At 33.9% G+C, this 18,551-nt stretch carries 13 protein-coding genes; 1 reads left to right on the top strand and 12 read right to left on the bottom strand.

All coding sequences use genetic code 11. The annotated features are described in order from the left end of the window. Positions 1–313: 313 nt before the first annotated feature. The 5 genes from AC1DY0_RS18315 to AC1DY0_RS18295 form a co-directional block, all read right to left on the bottom strand. Positions 314–949, bottom strand: coding sequence for an XAC2610-related protein (locus tag AC1DY0_RS18315; RefSeq protein ID WP_477190025.1), 636 nt, complete (start codon positions 947–949; stop codon positions 314–316). A gap of 898 nt (positions 950–1,847) precedes the next feature. Then, on the bottom strand, positions 1,848–6,344 hold the full coding sequence (locus AC1DY0_RS18310; RefSeq protein WP_477190024.1) for a T9SS type B sorting domain-containing protein: 4,497 nt from the start codon (positions 6,342–6,344) through the stop codon (positions 1,848–1,850). 21 nt (positions 6,345–6,365) lie between these two features. Then, positions 6,366–8,717, bottom strand: a complete 2,352-nt coding sequence (locus AC1DY0_RS18305; RefSeq protein WP_477190023.1) for a choice-of-anchor L domain-containing protein — start codon at positions 8,715–8,717, stop codon at positions 6,366–6,368. 13 nt (positions 8,718–8,730) lie between these two features. Then, on the bottom strand, positions 8,731–9,567 hold the full coding sequence (locus AC1DY0_RS18300) for an ABC transporter permease (protein ID WP_477190022.1): 837 nt from the start codon (positions 9,565–9,567) through the stop codon (positions 8,731–8,733). An 83-nt stretch (positions 9,568–9,650) separates the two neighbouring features. Then, the gene (locus AC1DY0_RS18295; protein WP_477190021.1) at positions 9,651–10,544 is read right to left on the bottom strand and encodes an ABC transporter ATP-binding protein; all 894 of its coding nucleotides are present in this window, start codon (positions 10,542–10,544) and stop codon (positions 9,651–9,653) included. Positions 10,545–10,744: 200 nt separating this feature from the next. Here AC1DY0_RS18295 and AC1DY0_RS18290 point away from each other — a divergent pair, with 200 nt between their 5' ends. Continuing rightward, positions 10,745–11,812 carry a hypothetical protein gene (locus tag AC1DY0_RS18290; protein WP_477190020.1) on the top strand — a complete coding sequence of 356 codons (1,068 nt, stop codon included), beginning with the start codon at positions 10,745–10,747 and terminating at the stop codon, positions 11,810–11,812. A gap of 476 nt (positions 11,813–12,288) precedes the next feature. Here AC1DY0_RS18290 and AC1DY0_RS18285 read toward each other — a convergent pair whose 3' ends face one another. The 7 genes from AC1DY0_RS18285 to AC1DY0_RS18255 all read right to left on the bottom strand — a co-directional run bounded on the left by AC1DY0_RS18285 (position 12,289) and on the right by AC1DY0_RS18255 (position 17,624). Continuing rightward, the gene (locus tag AC1DY0_RS18285) at positions 12,289–13,347 is read right to left on the bottom strand and encodes a nucleoid-associated protein (RefSeq protein WP_477190019.1); all 1,059 of its coding nucleotides are present in this window, start codon (positions 13,345–13,347) and stop codon (positions 12,289–12,291) included. Positions 13,348–13,393: 46 nt separating this feature from the next. Then, complete coding sequence (locus AC1DY0_RS18280) at positions 13,394–13,753, bottom strand: four helix bundle protein (protein ID WP_477190018.1); 360 nt, start codon at positions 13,751–13,753, stop codon at positions 13,394–13,396. Positions 13,754–13,863: 110 nt separating this feature from the next. Then, entirely contained in the window at positions 13,864–14,406 is a 543-nt protein-coding gene (locus AC1DY0_RS18275) for an IS1096 element passenger TnpR family protein (RefSeq protein ID WP_477190017.1), read from the bottom strand. Positions 14,407–14,908: 502 nt separating this feature from the next. Beyond that, positions 14,909–15,511: an HPP family protein gene (locus tag AC1DY0_RS18270; RefSeq protein WP_477190016.1), complete on the bottom strand. Its 603-nt coding sequence runs from the start codon at positions 15,509–15,511 to the stop codon at positions 14,909–14,911. 10 nt (positions 15,512–15,521) lie between these two features. Continuing rightward, entirely contained in the window at positions 15,522–16,793 is a 1,272-nt protein-coding gene (locus AC1DY0_RS18265; protein ID WP_477190015.1) for a chloride channel protein, read from the bottom strand. 184 nt (positions 16,794–16,977) lie between these two features. Next, positions 16,978–17,367 (bottom strand): SMU1112c/YaeR family gloxylase I-like metalloprotein, encoded by a 390-nt coding sequence (gene gloA2 / locus AC1DY0_RS18260; protein ID WP_477190014.1) that lies wholly within the window; start codon positions 17,365–17,367, stop codon positions 16,978–16,980. Beyond that, on the bottom strand, positions 17,364–17,624 hold the full coding sequence (locus tag AC1DY0_RS18255; protein WP_477190013.1) for a hypothetical protein: 261 nt from the start codon (positions 17,622–17,624) through the stop codon (positions 17,364–17,366). The genes gloA2 and AC1DY0_RS18255 overlap by 4 nt, the downstream gene beginning before the upstream one ends. Positions 17,625–18,551 lie beyond the last annotated feature (927 nt).

Genomic DNA, 18,551 nt, shown 5'->3' with positions numbered 1-18,551 from the left:
CCCTACAAGGCAAAAGTCTTGTTTTTAATAAAAGTGATCTATTTAAAGCTAAATGCAAGGCACAATTTTTATCCGATAAAATTAGTAGCTTAAAAAAAGAGCCTTCTCAGAAGGCTTTATTTGAATTGTAGGATTGTAAAATTTGAAGATTTTGAGAAAAAAAAGAGGTTTTTTCACAGCCTGACGTTCTGGTACTACAGCGGGTTTGGGACTAAATTAAGCCCATTCTTCGGATTTGCAAAATCATCCTAAATACAAAACCAACTTTCCATTAAGCCAATTGCCCAAATCCGTTGTAGCTGTTGTGTGAGGTTTATATTTTTGCTTTTAATATTTTCGTAATTGCTTTTTTATATTCTTTGTCATAATTATTTACTCCGTTTTCATTTTCACCATCTTCAATTTCTATGTTATAATCATAAATTTTATTTTTCACAATTTTATAAAACGATGTCCAATTTCTTCCGGAAACTACATAGTTTTCAATTATGTTGTATTTTTTATTAAACCTTGGGCTTTTAATTTCTTCAAAACCAATTACTTTTTTGAAGTTATTTGTTTTTGGATCAAACAAATACAAATTATACGTCCAATTGCTTCTTACATCAGAGATATTTTGTACCAAAATATCTTTAAAATTATCATTATTATAATCTTTAAATTCAATTTCTTGAGCACTGGAAAATATATTTTCTTTTAAAATTATTTTTTTTACATTTTTAATTTTTTGTTCAATAGTAAAAATTGAATTTTTTTCTCCATCAAAACCTTCACTTTCAAATTCATATGTTAAGAGCTTCAGAGTAATATTTTGTTTTGGATAAATTGTATCGCATTTAATTTCTAAACTTTTAGTTTCAGTATTTTTTTGTTTTTGTCCAAAACTCAAAAAGGTTTTTGACAAAATAAAAAGTAAAATAAATATTCTAATAAATTTAATTTCTCCCATTATTTTACTTTTTATATTTCAGGTTTTCTTTGGTTAAATCTCACACAACTAATATATATGTGTGACAAAATCACACAAAGCCACCCAATTTTAGGTGTATATGTGTGACAAACATAGCGTTTATTTATCAAGTTAAATGCACATACATTATTTGTCAGGACTTTTTATTTCCCATTATTGAGCAATGATTCAAATATTGCCTAATTATTACTAAAAAGCATTCTATTGGTATTATAAATACATACTTCTACTACTATAAAGTAGTAGCATACCTACTTAAAGTCAGTAGCATTGCTACTGTAAATTAGTGGTATTGCTACTGTAAAGCAGTAGTATATATGCCTAAAGTCAGTAGTAATGCTACTATAAAATAGTAGCATTACTACTGTAAATCAGTAGTGTTGATATGTAAAAACGGTAGTGTCACTACTAAAAAGCAATAGCAATACTACTGTAAATTACTATTTGGACTATTATTAATCAGTACTAAAACTGCCTAAAAACACCACTATTCCTAAAAGAATGTTCTTAAAAAGATTAGCGAACTAAATCTTGTGACATAAAAAAAACTCAATTAGAATCCTAAATGGGGCAAGTTGTAATTGTTTTATTGGACAGGAGTAGGAGGGGCTAAATTGGCAGTGGTGCTTTCGTAATTGCTAGGATGCATTTTTTGAGTTGTTACCAATACTGTTTGCGAGGGAAATCATCGATCTGGTTTATGCTTTATGAAAATTGGTTTCCTTGTTTTTTTTCAAAGGTCTTGTGAGCTGCGTGAGGGATAGGAGCAAGCTACCGAAGTAGCGTGGATAGCCCGACAGCATAAAGAGGAAGGGCCGACTCATCAGTATTGATAAGTAGGCCCTTTCTCTTTATGGTGGCACGCCCCAATGATTATTTATCTTTTTAACGAAAAATGTCCTTTGGCTTCTCGGCCATCCTCTAGTTTTATAGTGTACCAATAATCGTCTGCAGGCATTGGGCTACCGGTGTAAGTTCCGTCCCAGCCGTTGCCTGAAGCAAGGACTTGCTTAATTAGTTTTCCGTATCGATCATAAATGAAGATTTTGGCACCGCTGTTGAACGTTTCATTGGCTCCTTTGATGTTCCAGGAATCATTGTAACCATCATTGTTTGGTGTGAAAAACTTTGGAATTCCAAGTACTGCAATAGTTTTTGGTAGAGTTCCGCAACCGTTTTTGTCGTAGATATAAAGGTCATGTATGCCTGGGGGAACATTTTCAAATAGATTGGATTCTTGAAAAGGACCGTTGGGTAAATCGATACTGTATCCATAATTCCCTTGACCGGAAATGTTTGCGGTTACGGTGTTGTATTGAGATAAGTCGGAGATGGATACCGAGTCAAGATGTGCAATGTCGGACGCGGTGACCTTTATGGTTCGTGTTCTACTACAGTTTTTTGGAGTGGATACTGTCACGGTGTAAATACCTTCTTCATTGACATCTAATGTATAATTATTCTCATTTGGAATGATACTGCCGTCTTTTGACCAAGTATATTTGTAATCGCCTGTTGGTGTATTGTCAATGATTCCAGCATCAAGTTTGACAAAAAAACTTGGCAAATTGGAGCATACTAATTGATTGGCATTTTGATTTTCGTTGGTATCTATATTTGGTTTTGGATTTACTTGGAGTGTGATATAAGCTCCCAATCCAAAGCAGGCATTGTCGAGATTACTTTCTACTCGTGCCCAAATTTCTTGTTGGTTTGGTTTGGTATTTCTATAATTAGAAGGGTTTGGAATAGCATTGGTTTCTGCCAAGGCATCTATTTCATTGGCATAGAAATTTATGGCGTAGTTCGAACTAGATGATGGTAGCAAGGCCTGAATATCAGTTATTACGGAACTAAAATCAAAAGATGAAACACCGTCTTTGTCATCATTTGTAGCATCTATGAAATCATCACAGGTTTCAAAGATTCTTTTGAAGGTAGAATTGATCTGGGTTGTGGAAACGATTAGATTCAATTGTGTTATACTAAAACATCCATTTGCATTTTCGACTCTTGCCCAAATACTTTTATTGTTACTTGTAAAAGCAATAGGATTCGTAATAGATACTGAGGCATCTTTTGTATTTGCTCCCGCCATAGTGGTGTAATAGGTAAATGTCTCGTTGATAGAATTGGCAGAAATAAAACTGTTTTTTTCGGTTAGATTAAAGTTTGAAATTCCATCGGTATCGTCATCACATTGTACAAGAGTAATTGGGGGATTTAAAACGGGTAAAATGTAAATATTCAAAATGGCTATAGCGGAAGTTAGCCCACATGCATTATTGTTTTTATTTAAAAGAACTCGGTATTGATATCCATTTAGTTGGGGATCTACTTTGGTAATAAGTAATGCGGCTGTTTGAGCTCCAGAGTAAATAGTGCTGTTTGTTATTGCATTCCAAGTGGCGCCTCCATCTGTAGATAGTTGCCATTGAAAACGATCGGCATTTGATTCAATACTAAAAGAGGCATTTTGCAAATCGCAAATGGATTGATTTTCGGGTTGCTTGGTTACAAGGATTGGAACAGCAATTATATAGTTGGGATTTGGTGGTACGGTATAACCATCAGTTCTACTGGTTACGATTCCGTTTATGCTTACTGAAACTGGATTCGTACCTAGCTGTCCGTCAAAGTTAGGATCAGTAAATCCGGCTTCAATGACATCGTTACACAAATCATCGTCACTGTCTAAATCTATATAATTAAAGTCACCATTTCCATCGGTGTCGGTAAGAGTAAAATTTAGTTTACCACTTTCGGGAACTGTTTCCAAAGTATTGAATAATCCATTTGCACCAAAGACAGTTGGAGAACCATCTATGATTCCATCTTTATTGGCATCTAGAGCATTACTTCCTGATTCAACCAAATCGTATATTCCATCGTTATCACTATCCAAATCAAGATAACCTGAAACACCATCATTGTCTGTGTCTATTGGGTTTGTTATGGGTTCAAAAACATCATCAAGTCCATCTAGATTAGCATCGGTATTGGATAATTCTTTAGATGGTTTTAGGGCTTCAATAGCATCTGGTATACCGTCGTTGTCTGAGTCTAAATCCAATTGGTCCGAAATTCCATCACCATCGGAATCTTTAGGTATACAAGTAGCAATAAGTTTGAAAGTTGATTTGTTTCCAGCAGTATCCAATAGGTTTTTATGGGTAATTTGGAAAGATTTGGTTTGATACGACTGAAATTTGAAAGTACCTGTTCCAGCTGGGAGAGGAACACTGCCATTTAACCTAAAACGAATTTCAAATGACGAAAACTGGGTAACGCCACTTTCATAAACTCCATCATAATTGGTATCAATCAATAACTGATTGGTTGGGTTCAAAACGGTGACTGTTTTATCAATGTCTGAATTGATGATGTATTCTGAATTTGTATTCAATAAATCGGTAGTATTTGCAGCTGAAACGTATTCTAAACTAAGATTTATGGGTTTGGCAAAAATCAAATTATAGGTTACCGAAAATCCTTTTCCAGCCAAGACTTCGGTAACAAAACTGCCATCTGTATTTCCCACAAAAGGAATTGCAACAGCAGGTGTGGTATTGGTAATCGAACCGGAAAAAGAATTGGAATAGGTTCCTGTTGTAACTACTCCCGAACTTGGATTGGAACTATTTATGTTTAGGCTGCCAAAGGATTCAGTACAATTTAATATCCCGTCATTGTCGTAATCAATATCGATATTGTCATTGGCTAAATCATTATCATAGTTTGTTGGACATTCGCTCACTGGAATTTTATCCGAGAAAATATCACTGATACAACCCGAGATACTGCCTTTTACCTGATAAAAACCAGGTTGTGTAGGAGTGTAGTTATTATTTGTAGCCAATGGAATTGTAATGTCGTTTTTATACCACTGAAAAGTATCGTAGGAGGATAATGTATTGATTTTTAAAGATACGTTTGGTATACAAGGGGAATTGTCTAACAATATTTTTCCAGTTACAATTTCGGGTTTCAAATCAAAACCTGAATAATAGCCTCCATAAGTTGCCGCACCGTTTGTTCCAAAATAAGAGACATATACTTGTTTGGTTGATTTTACCGCTATATTTCCAGATAAGTCAGATACGGTATAGCGTACGAATTTTGAATTTCCCGTAATAGCAATTGGAGGAGAAGCAATGGGATTATTGTTTAATAAAACAGTAGCCCCAGATTCGGTTACGATGTTCAAGATTCCATTAAATGTTGTATTTCCTATAGATTGAATTTTCGGAATATTATCGACGGTATTGGGTGTAGAACAATTTATAGGAGGAACAAAAAATAAGTTTTGATTGGCAGGAGAGTCCGATCCTCCAATACATTGATAAGCAAACAGATTTTCGGTTGCAGTCACATATAAATTTCCATTGATGAATTGGCTTCCGTCAAGTGCAATGTATTCTCCTTTATTAAGTGTTTTGAATGATGCAGTATTACCATTTAGGAAAATTTTGGTATTATCGTAATGGGCTACAAGTAAAACACGTTCCAAATCATCACTTCCAATTCCTTTTACAAATACATACTCTTTTCCTGTTTTTTCGAGTGAAACAATTTGATCAAAACCGACATCCCTTCCTACAGGAATCAATCCACCTCCATTTGGATCTATTCCCATTTCTATACTGTTGCTTCCTCCAAACGAACCTGAATTGACTACAACTGGTTTATCTGAGGTTACTAATGCACCAATTATTTTTGAGCTATTTGAAATAGTACTACCATCATCATAGTTCTGTAATGCAAGTACATAACTTTCGTTTTTATTCAGAGTAACGGTAATTGGTCCGGTAACAGAAGCTCTGTTTAAAATTTTGGTTCCATTTTGAAGGTTTGAAATGGTAATTTTGGTTCCGTTTTCTGTGGCAAGTATAGAAGCAAAATTTAATAATGTTGGATCAAAAAGGGGATTCAACATTGCTCCTAATCTAAAAGTGGTTCCTAGTGCACTATTCCCTTTGGAAACTAATCCTCCTGCGTGATTATAACCTCCGTTATTGTTGATTGCAGCATTGACTCTGGCACTTACATAGATTAAATCTTCGGCTTCTATTACGTATCCTTTATTGGCTACAATTCCGGTGGAGGTTATTGGAGTGAATAGTTGTGTGTTGTCGCCAGTCCCTATACTATAGCGATAAGGATTGTTGCTGTTTACAGTTCCATAGATAACGCTTCCACCATTGGGAATTATTTTAAAGTTTACATTGGTAAGACTCGGAGTCGAGATATATAAATATTGGTCTTCAACAAGTCCGGTAGCAGAAATTAAAGGTGGAATATAATGGGTTTTGCTGAATTGAGAAAAACAACTTAAGCTGAAAAAGGTTATGAGGACTAATAAGGTATTTTTCATTTGTTAAAAATATTGAAAAAGCTATCTTTTTAAAGAAAAATGTCCTTTTATAATTTTTCCATCTTCAAAAGTTACAGTAAACCAATAATCATCAGAAGGGAGATTTTTTCCAGTATAAGTACCGTTCCAGCCATTGTTTGTGGCATTGAGTTGTTTTAATAATTTTCCATAGCGGTCAAAAATAATTATAGTTGATTTTGGTAAGGCATCCAGATTTTGAATTTTCCAAGTATCATTAAATCCATCATTATTGGGTGTAAAGAAACGAGGGTAATCAAGTACATAGACTTTGTAAGGTGCGGAAGTTCCACAACCGTTTTTGTCTCTCACAGTTGCCAAGTAGATTCCCGCACTGAGACCATTAAAAATTGGGCTGTCTTGGTAAAAATTACTGTCTAGTGAAAATTCATAATCTCCATTGCCAGAATACGAAATAGAAACAGAGTTTTCGGTTCCAGCAAAATCTGAAACGGTTACTTTAGTGATAGTTCCAATGCCAGAAGGCTTGACGATGAATTTTTTTGTTTTTTGACACCCTTCTGAGTTTGTTACTGTCACGGTGTATTCACCAGAAGATGTCACATTTGTTGTATTGTCCGTGTCTCCGTTACTCCATAAATAACTGGAAAATCCGCTATCAACAGTCAAATCTTTATTGGAACCATCACATAGTCCAGTTGTCTCGTCCTGAAAATTGGGTGGATCAAAAGTATTTACTACAAGTGTTTCAGGAGTGATTTTATAACAATCCGGACCATTTACAATTCGAGCATAAATTATCTGTTGATTCGGAATCGTATTGGTGAAAAGATTTGGTAATTGATTTTTTTGCGCAATGGCATCGGTTTGAGTCAGGTAATATTCAACGGTCAAGCCGGTAGCTAATCCACTAATCACTTGTGGTGTGACTTTGGCATTCAAATCAAATTGGGTTATTCCGTCAAGTAATCCATCTGCATCACAACTTTCAATTGGATTTTGTGTTGAGATGGTGTTATTAGATATTGATAAAGTCAATTGGGCATAATTAGTACAACCAAAGTCATTGCTTACGCGGGCAGTAAGAATCTCATTTGGGGTCGAATTAGTATAGGTCGATGGATTTTGTATGGGGTTCGTTTCGTTTTGGGCATCAGCCAATAATTTGTAATAGACCAATTTTGTCAGATTTGAATCGTTGTTTTTAATGATGTTATCTACTTTGGTTAAATCGAATACTGAAATACCATCCCCGTTATCATCACATTGATACAGGGTTGTATTCTTTAAATCGATTTGAGGGCTGTATTCTATTTTTATTTCATCTTCGGCTGTACAAGTTGCTGGAGATAAAAGGACTTTTACTTTATAAGTGCCTGCATCAGTAACAGTAAGAGTTGGGTTTGTTTCGCCTGGAAGTGGAGTTGTTGAACCGTCTTTAAACCATTCGTAAAAATAAGTTGTAGGGAGTTTAGTGTCAATCATAAAGCTTTCTCCGTAACACAAAGGGTTATTTGTTGCAGAAGTACGATCTGGACCTAAGTCGATATCTGCTGAAAAACTTCCCGCTTCAAGAAAAACGGCAGAGTCATATAATACGGAATTATCATCGGCAATTACTAATTTGATATGATATGTTTTACCTATAATTACATCGGCATGGGCATTTAGTTTTACAGTTTGACCACTATAATTAACTGGACTTGACAAGTTTTCATTATTATTGAAATAATAGTTAGAATTAATATAGGGCTCGTTCATTGCTGAACAGCCTTCATGTACTGTGTTTTGATTATCAGTATAATCATTTATGGTCGGATGGACATTTTTGGAAGATACTGGAGTTGTGGTTCCAGGTAATACGGCAATATTTTTATAGTTATCTGTACTTCCTTTTTCTTTAATCAGAAAGGCAAATGCATCTGAGTATTGACAGGGAAAATACAGTTGGTATTCATTGGATGCAAAAATATAATTGAAACTTATGGAAGTGGTTAGTGGTTTAAAATCAAATTCGAGTACTGTGGCGTTAATGCTGGTGATTCCCAATGTTTGATCAAGATCTGAATCTCCAAGCCATAAGTTATTCCCAGTACCTCCGCCGTTAGTGTAAGGACCTATTGCTTCTTTACTGGTAGAGGTAGATAATATAACACCTTCTTTAATTGGGAAATTACTAGTGCCAGCATTGAAATAGCCATAACTTTTTTGACCAGTCGTAAACGTGTCTCCCGTTGCACTGGAGCTTATAACATTGGCGCAAGTGCTTTTTACCAAAACGTTCTCAACTAGTTCTTGAGCATTTTTGGTATCATCTACAGTTATGACTTGGGCATTTGCAATACCTAAGCTAAACAAAAGAATAACTTGTACTAGTAACTTTGCAGATTTCATAGAAACAAATATACTACAAATCTCTGTTTTTTAATATTCTATAAGATAGGAATAAAAAGATAATGGTCCAACACAAAACGATTACAATAGCCGAAAACGGAACACTGTAATCTTTGAGGTTTTCAACCCCCATTTGGTCACCAATTGATTTAATAAGTGATAATCTAGAAAAGGGTTCCAATATTAAATTAGACATTGCTTCCAATGGAAAAAATTGAGTGATGTAGCTTGCCATTTTGCCTTCAGGAAAAAGGCGAAAGTTCAAAATTCCTTTTGCTATGGCTTCGACAATATTCCAAACCAATAAAAATCCCAATGCAAAAGCAGATCGTTTTACCAATATTCCCAAGAATAAACAGAAAGAGAAAAATCCAACCAACTTTATAAAAAAGGCTAAGACATATTCTAAATCAGAAAAGACAATTCCAATTTCGGTATAAGAAGAGAAACTGTATCCTAGAAGTAAAGTCATTACAAACACAAAAACAGTTGAGCATAATGAAAACAAAACGATGGTTACAAATTTTGAGAGTATAAATTCTTTCTTACTCAATCCGTCAATTAGGTTTTGTTTTAAAGTGCCATAACTATATTCATTTGCCATCATTGAAACAATTACGATAGCCAAAAAGAGTTTTAAAATAGCTGCAATATAAGTGTTGAAATGCCAGATATATGGAAAATTAAAGATGCCCATTTCGGCAACCTGAAAATGAATGTTGCCAATATTAAACCTAATGGAGGCAATCAAAGCAATAAAAGAAAGTAATATAAAGTAGGTCAAAGTCAGCACACGACTGGCTTTGTTTAGCCATATTTTTTGTAATTCTATAGAGAGTAATCGTTTCATTTGAAGATAACTTAGATTGTTAGATTTTTAGACTGATGGATTCTTGATTTTTTAATTGTTATTGCAATTGAATTTTGCAATTGCTATTGTTTCGTTAATTCTAAAAACTGTTCTTCCAAGCTGTTTTTGCGTTTTACCAGATGGCTTAAACAAATATTATTTGAAAATAAGAAATGATTCAACTCTTTTGAATCTAATTTTGTTTTTAAGTAGACCAAAACTTTTCCCTCTGAAATAGTAGTTTTTTCGATTGCTGGATGGGTTTTTAATACTTCAATTAAATTATCAGTATCATCCGCCTGCAATTCGAAGAATCCTTCATTGGCTGAGATGCCATCAACAGGGCCCGTATAAAGAATTTCTCCTTTTCTTAAAACCATAACATGAGTACATACTTTTTCGACTTCGTCTAATAAATGGGAAGCTAATAGGATGGTAGTCCCTTTTGAAGCAATTTGTTTGATGATATCCCTTATTTGATGAATTCCTTGAGGGTCTAATCCATTTGTAGGTTCATCCAATATCAAAATCTCAGGATCGTTCAGTAGGGCAGAAGCAATCGCTAAACGCTGTTTCATTCCTAAAGAGAAAGTGATGAATTTGCTGTCTTTTCTATCGTTGAGTCCTACCAATTCTAATTTCTCCTGAATTTTGGAGTAATTGATGTTTTTTATTTTACAAACCAATTTAAGGTTTTCCTGAGCGGTCATGTAAGGGTAAAAATTGGGTCTTTCAATAATCGCTCCCACTTTTTTCAAAGCCTCATGCGTTTGGAGATTTCCATCAAACCAACTGTATTCTCCAGAAGTTTTGTTAACTACGTTGAGAACGATACCCAAAGTAGTCGATTTTCCACTTCCATTAGGGCCTAGAATACCATAAACATTGCCTTTTTTTATTTCTAATGAAACATTTTTTAAAGCTTGAAGACTGCCATAACGCTTGTTGAGGTTATGTATTGAAAGAATTGTTTCCAAATTAGTAAGTGTTTTTTGTATAGGACGAGTTTGCTTTGCTTTTGTTACTCTGAGGGTTCGATTATTTTCTTAAGCCTAGATTTATAGGGTAACTAGAAACTTTTTAGTTGCTTAAAATCAAATGTTTTTATTGATTTAAAAAGGGAAACACCTTGAATAAACAACCGTATTGATGTAAATTTGTAACAAATCTACCTGAAATGAGTGAGGCGCCTTTAATGTTTTTTAAAAAACCATGTTATCCAATAAATAGTTCATTGATGAATTATCTGGAGCGATTTGATCTTGTATCTAAAGAGCCTGTTGTTTATGATGATCTTTTGCGATTTTCTGGTGCGATAAGTGTTTTTGATAAAAATGATCAGGATACCTTATGGATTAGGGTATATTATAATGAATTTGAACGAAAAGAGATAGACCTAAATCTTAAAAAAGTATATTCATTATTGTATTCTGATGGAAACACTGATATTTTGAAGTACTTAAATGTTGATGCAATTGATTACTGTACTTTTGGAAACTCAAAGCCATTTAGAATAAAAGTTAGAAACATTTTGAATGACAACTATACTTATTTTTATATCAAGAAGGCGGATGCTTCCAGAGTTTATGGATTGGAATTAGAACATCTTCTCTCACCTTATAAAATTAATTTTTTAGTATTTAAAGATACTTTAATAGAAGAGCATATCACTGGAATTCCGGGAGATGTTTTTATGCAAACTTTATTGAATGAATGCTCAGAAACCGAAAAGGCACAAATTGCCAAAGAATTTGTAAAGTTCAATGAACGTTGTATGATTCGTTTATTGGGAGATATGAGATCGTATAATTATGTTGTTATTCCGATTCATGATTTTGATCAAGTTGTCTATAAAATTAGACCAATTGATTTTGACCAGCAATGTTATGAAGGAAATTTTAAAGTGTATCGACCACAGTTTTTCAAGGAAAATTATCCTATGATCCAAAACATAAAGAATAAACTTCAGGATCGATCCATAGAACAATATAAAAACGAAGAACGTTCTGCATTGGCCAAAAGAATAAATTCGGCCGAAAACAGAATTAAGATTCTGATGAAAATTATGGGTAATGACAATATTTCCACTGATGAAAATTTGGGTCAGCTGAAATTGGAATTATATCGTTACACGAATGATATGAATTTTAAAAATGCAAAATCAATGGGGAATGTATTGAGTGCCGCTTTCGAATTTGTTACCCGAAATTTCAATAGCTCCAATTTATTCAGACCAGGATTTTAGTACAAGCATTTATAAAAAATTACATTGATGAAAGACGCTTTCTTGTGTAATGATTCAATAAAGTTTCATTTATATTTTTTAACTCAGGAGTTAAGAAAGTTTTTCTGTCCTGTAAATCGTTTGTTAATTCTACTTGGCACACAGTACATTTATATTCTTTGAAATGACCAGTTACGTTTCTGACAGTCACTATTTTGTGACCAAAAATTGAACAGGCAGTCTTTTTCTCTACAAATTTTGACATGAAATCTAATAAGCTCATAGCGTGGTGGTTATAATTTGGAGCAAACGTATAATAAAAGCATTTAGTATTCAAATAAATCCGATGAAATACATCTTTTTTATTCTAAAGAAGTGTAAATCTTACAATATTGTTATTTATATAAAATCTATAGAGTTTGTTGTTAAAAAAATTCCCAACTACCTAAGCAGTTGGGAATTGTAATTTTATAGAAATAATTCTTTAAGAATACTTATTAAGACTTCTCTTCTTTATTGAAATAAACTAAATAGTAATACATCTGTTTTTCTTCGTCCCATCCTTTTTCCACAAATTTCTCTGCACTTTCGGGATTGATGAAATCCATTTTGATTTGGATATGGGTATCAAGGTTGATTACGTTCTTGATTGATTTTCTGGCATCACTCACGGCTGCATTCGCAATTGGGAAAGAGGTTACATCTTCAATGCTGTATTTTTCCCCTTTGTCAACTTTATAATTTTTAAATTCAGGAATCAAGTCTGGGTTGTCCAATACTTCATTCAAGAAATTAGTTTCTTCAAATTGATCGTTTTTTGCAAAATAATTTACAGAACGGTTCATAAACATTACCTCTTCTTTTTTGTCTTCGGCAGGGAAAACAACGTCTTTGGCAAAGTTTTGACAGAATTTCAAGTATTTTTTTGTGATGAAATTTTCGTCCTCGAATGCATCTACCGACAAGAAATACTCTAACCAATATCTGGCATCATAGCGATTGCTGTCAACCGATAGAATTTTGTATCCTTCTTCTTTTTTGTAATTAAAGATCAAACAACCTTTGTCCAGTTTGTTTAAGCTAACACCATGCTGCAATATCATTTCCAATTGCGTTTCTTTTTCCTCAAATTGTAAAAAGTCTGATTGGATCTCACTTTTGAAAATACCGATAGCATCGACTACATTATTATCAATACTTAAATTGGTTAAATAAGTCACATATACCTCACCATTTTTGATGTGCGGGTGATTAGACTGCTCAAAAAGATGTTGAGTTATCTTTTTGGAAACATCATGCAAAGAATTTGGATTGCTGAAAATTTCGGTAGCATATTTAAACATATCGTTGTAATCCAAATCCACTTCGTGTGCAAACTGAAAATAGTTTTCTTCTTTTTCCTTAAATGGTTTGAAGAAAAACTCTTTCATCAAAGGCACAATCTCATCGTTTAATTTAAAAGGTTCTTCCGATAAAAAAAGAGGCTCGTTGCGGCTCATGTTTCCCACACGGTGTATGGCTAGCGTTTCAATGTGCGTGTTGTACAGGTTGATCATTTGTTTTTAAGTTTATGAGGGACTAAGGTTCTAAGTTTCTGAGATTTTAATCGCGTTCTTTTATTCTTTTTATGAAGGCAATCAACATTCGTTCTACTTCTCGACTATCCTCATATAGGTTATTAAATTCTTCTTCTTTTATAAAATGTATGTTTTTTGCAATTTCTAATTGAGTTTGCAACTCAAACAAAGAACATACTGAAATATTAAGGAATCTTAGGAATTCGTTTTTACTATCTCTTCCAAAGCCTTCTGCAATATTACTTGGAACTGATATTGCACACCTTCTTAATTGTGATGTTAAACCGAAAATTTCTTCTTTTGGAAATATTTTTGTGTTAACGTAAATTTTGGTTGTCAATAGCATAGCTTTTTGCCAAACTAAGAGTTTTCTAAAGTTGCTCATTTTTTAAGTTTCTAAGTTAGTAAGTTTCTAAGGTACTATTTTTAAATAAAAAACCTACAATTTTAAAAACTTAGTAACTCAGTATCTCAGCAACTTAGTGACTCAAAAAACTAATTCCAATTCTCCTCAAAGCCGTAGTCTTCAAAACTATCGTCTCCTTCGAACATATCTAGGTCGTCTTCGTCCAAATCGTCTTCAAATTCGCCGTAGATGTCGTTATGCATATCATCGGCTTCAAAGTTTTTTTCTAAAGCTTCGTCAGGCATTTCTCCGTGAGAAAATATAGTTTCTGGATACGTATTACCTACAACTTGTTCTTCAATAGCGGCCAATTCCACTAAGAAAGTCCACATATTGATGAAATCGTAAACATATATGATTTTTGTATTTTCCTCGTCTAATATGTCGGATAATAGGTAATCACTCATTATTTTTTGTTCGCCTGGAACATCTCCAGTATCAAACATCGAAATCTCATCTTCTTGATTCCAAGTTTCGTCACAAGTATAAAAAGAGGCTACTTCCATTCCGTCAAAGCCAAATGAATTGAAAATAGCGTTGTGTAAATCTTCTAAAGTGTCTTCTGCAAGTATTGCTATGTCTCTAAAAATGTCTTCCTCGGCATCTAGAATAACTCTGAATTTATAAACCATAATCTTTGTTTTTATTGAAAGAGCAAATGTAAAGTTTAATTTTAGATTTCAGATTTATGAATTGGGTTTTGTTGAAAAGATTTTATCGGAGACTGATTTAGAGTAAACGTATGATTTTAAAAAATGACCGCAGATTCGCAGATTAATTTCTTGAAGAGTTGAATTTTATAATTTTAATTTACTTCGTCAGTTCGCTTCGCTCGTGTGTGCTAATTCCGCTGTAGGCGGTTAATTTATGATGTTAATTTTTTGAAATCTGCGAATCTGCGGGAAAAACAACTCATAGGTTGTTTTGAAGTCACTTTGGTTAGTTCTATTTTCTTTTTTTGAATAATTACAAAAATGCAAAATTTCTCTCTTTAGCCCCGATAGAAGTGGAAATCCTTATAAGCCGGGGTTCGGCTTATAAGATTGAAACGGATAGCGGGACTTATGTCTCCTAAAAATGCCTAATCTTTTTGCTCCAAAATCAACAACTGAATTCAGTCAAATAAAATCGAGTTTACTTCTTTCCCGTCAATCGTTTTCTGATTTTGTGATAGTGTTTGTGGTAAGTGCTATGGCTAGGATAAGTACGACTGGAAGTCATATTGTTAAAAATTAAAGCTGTGAGCAATAAAATAAGCACACCGATTAGAACCGGTGAAAACACATACATATATCCTAAGGCTTTTATTTTGTCGGAACCAATTACGGCGATTAGCGCGGTTGCTCCTCCCGGAGGATGCAATGTTTTTGTGATTTGCATAAAAATGATAGAAAATGAAACGGCTAGGGGAGCTGCTATCCAAATAATATCTGGTGCAAATTTATGAACGGTTACACCAATTAAGGCGGAAATTACGTGTCCTCCAACCAAATTTCGAGGTTGCGAAAACGGGCTCTGAATAATACCGTAAACCAATACGCTCGATGCTCCAAAAGAGCCAATTAAATAAACGGCATCATTTCCCTTGAAGTGGATGGATTGTATATAAGCAAGGATTCCGATGCCTACAAACGAACCTAAAAATGACCAGAAATGTTCTTTAAAATCAACTAATGTTTCTTTGTAAAGGATGTATTTTGTTTTGTGGTACGTTCGCTTTATTTTTTGAATAGGCATAGGGGAACTATTATTTTGCTAAAGTTGGTGAGTAGGTATAAACCGTAAATGGATAAATCATTTTGGCGGTGTATTTCGAAATCAGGCAAACCACTAGAATGGGGAAGAATAAGGTGTAATCATTCGTTAATCCACAAACTAGAAAAATAGACGTAAAAGGCGCGTGAATGCTTGCGCTTAATACAGCAGCCATTCCGATGATGATGAAATTTATAGGAATAACATTGGCCGAAAAATAAGTGTTTAATACTAAGGAAACCAGTAACCCCAGAAAAGCACCAATGAAAAGACTTGGTGCAAAAACACCTCCATCACCTCCCGAAACTAGGGTTGCTGATGTAACTATCGGTTTTAGAATCAAGATTCCAATGAATGTCAAAACGATTGACAATGTTAACTGTGTTTCGTTTGGATTTACAATTAGTTCCTTGATAGCGTGATAACCTTCACCATACAGTTGCGGGAATAAAAGTAATGAGATGCTCAAAATACTCGAACCTATAATGATTTTGAAATAGTGCGTTTTTATTTTCGAAAATTGAACTTTGAAAAACAAGACACAACGCGTTAAATAAACAGAAGTAAATGCTGCCAAAATCCCCAAAAGGATGAAATAAGGAATTGCTTTTAAGTGCCAAGTTGTAATAACTACATTAAACAGTGGTTTTTCATTTAACAGAAAAATAAGTCCAAATGCAGTACCAACTGCAATCAAATTACTGATTAAGTACGCGCGGGTAACTTTTCTTGATATCACTTCTAGAGCAAATAGAATCCCAGCAATTGGACTGCTGAACAAAGCCGTAATTCCCGCGGCAACACCGGCACAGATTAATTCGGTTTTGTATTCCTTGAATACGTTTTGTTTTCTTTGCGCTACAGAACCAATGGTTGCCGATGCGACAACAGTAGAAACTTCTATTCCTGTCGAGCCTCCAAAAATCACGGTCAATAATCCGTTGATGAAATGGGAGGATATTTTATAGTTGGGTAAATTCTGTGATTTTGAATTGGTACTTTCAAAGATTTCCTTAATGCCTTTGTTTTCTTTTTTCTTAAAAAGAAACTCTCGAAGAAAATAAATAACGGACAATCCAAAGATTGGGAAAAGGATATAACATAGAGGATTTATTGAGGCTTGGTGAGCAAATATCTCTTCGTAATATTCGGTTAGTTTTTTTAGGGCAATGCCTAAGAAAGCCGAAAGAAAACCAATCAAGATAGAAACGACAACTAATTTTTGGAGTTTTAGGAATTGAAAATTTCGTATGTATTGTCTCATTTTCTTTGTTTAAACCGAATCGGCGGGGTTAATTTTGATAGAAACGAATCTTTAAATTAGATAAAAAGCTCCGTTTTATTTTTTGGGATTACAAAATTAAAGAAAGAAAATTGGAATTGTTATATATGACGAATTATAATAACAATGTTTTGTGATTTATTTAAGAACTACGAGCTCCAAAGTTTTATTTCTCATAAAATTCAATGGGCGTGTTGTCTGGGTCTGCCATAAAGAAAAACTTTTTATCGGTGAATTCATCAATACGTATTTCTTCGGCGGTGCAGCCTTGTTCTATAATGTGTTTTCGTGTTTCTTGAATGTCATTTACCTCAAAAGCCAAGTGTCGCAATCCTGCAGCTTCTGGGCTGGAAACTCGTTTTGGTGGATTTGGGAATGAAAACAATTCAATAATAAAAGTACCGTTGAGAGCCAAATCCAGTTTATAGGAATCCCTGTTTTCTCGATAGATTTCTTGAATGATTGTCAGTCCTAAAATATCAATGTAAAAGTGTTTTGATTTTGAATAATCGCCGGCAATTATGGCAATGTGGTGTACTTTGTTTAATGTAATCATTGTAGATAAGTCATTTTAGGTAAGTTGGCCTCTGGATTTTGTTCCAATGCTTTGGTGTGCAATTTATCAATTAATTTTTTGGTGTTGACTATCGAATTTATTCTGAAAAGGAACAGTACTTCATTTTCATCATCAACATTTTGCCAAATATGCTCCAAATACATTTCTTCGGAAGCGTGAAAGGCTCTGTCGTTTTCCAAAACTTCTTTGATGGTTTCAAAAGGGACATTTCTGAGGGTTGCTAGGAGATGTGGCATTTTTTAGTTTTTTAGAATTATTTAAAACTTTTATAGCTGAGTTTGATTGTTGGTTTTGGAGTGGAGGTGTTTGGTTTTTTATGTTAACGTCTTGGCGCTTGGCGAGGTTGGGGAATAAAGATGCGGGATTTTTCGGTTAAACACAAATTTTCCAAATACAAAACCATCTTTAAATTCAACCTAAAACCCCCAATCTCGCCAAACGGCTGTTAGCGGTTCGGCTTTCTTTCTGTTTAGGTCTTTCCATTCTTATTTTTTTTAGCTTCTAATAAATATGCTGTTAACATGTAAACAGTAGATATCGTTAAACTAATAATGAAATACTTGTCGTAGGTAAGTTCGTTGAATCTTAATTTTCTAATTCCATCATCACAAGCAGTGCATTCAATTATAAGTCGTTTGCTGTCCAATGCTGTTATTAATATTGTCATAACGAAAAATATTAAAACCGTAAGGCAGGCTCTTTTTATTTTGTACTGTCGGGCTGTAAACTTTAATAACAAGAATGTCAATGAGGTAAAAATTCCAAAGAAAATGACAAAAATGTTGCTAGCAAATAAGTGAAAATTTTTACCAATAAATTGAATGTTATCACCGTTAAAAAACTTGAATGAAAACCTAACAAATTGTCGGTAATAGTCCTCGAATAAAAAAGCAAGTACAATTCCAACAAGTAGAAATCCTATTGTCTTCAAAATGGTTTTGTAATTACTCATAATTCTCTTCCACATTTAATTTTCTGTTGTATTTTCGCAATTCAAGCTGACCGCTAACGTCAGTCTGTGAAAAAACCTCCGTTTGTATATCACCAAATATAACAAAAAAGTTGTGTCAAAACAGGAATTTTCGTATTTTTAAGAATGCAGCATATCACAGGAATTTCCCGTCATCAGATGCGTTTTTCTAGTTTAGAAGACGCTATAAGTC

The sequence above is a fragment of the Flavobacterium sp. P1_E4 genome (assembly GCF_056405915.1).
The sequence above is the reverse complement of the archived record's forward strand: the minus strand, read 5'-3'. Positions and strand labels throughout refer to the sequence as shown.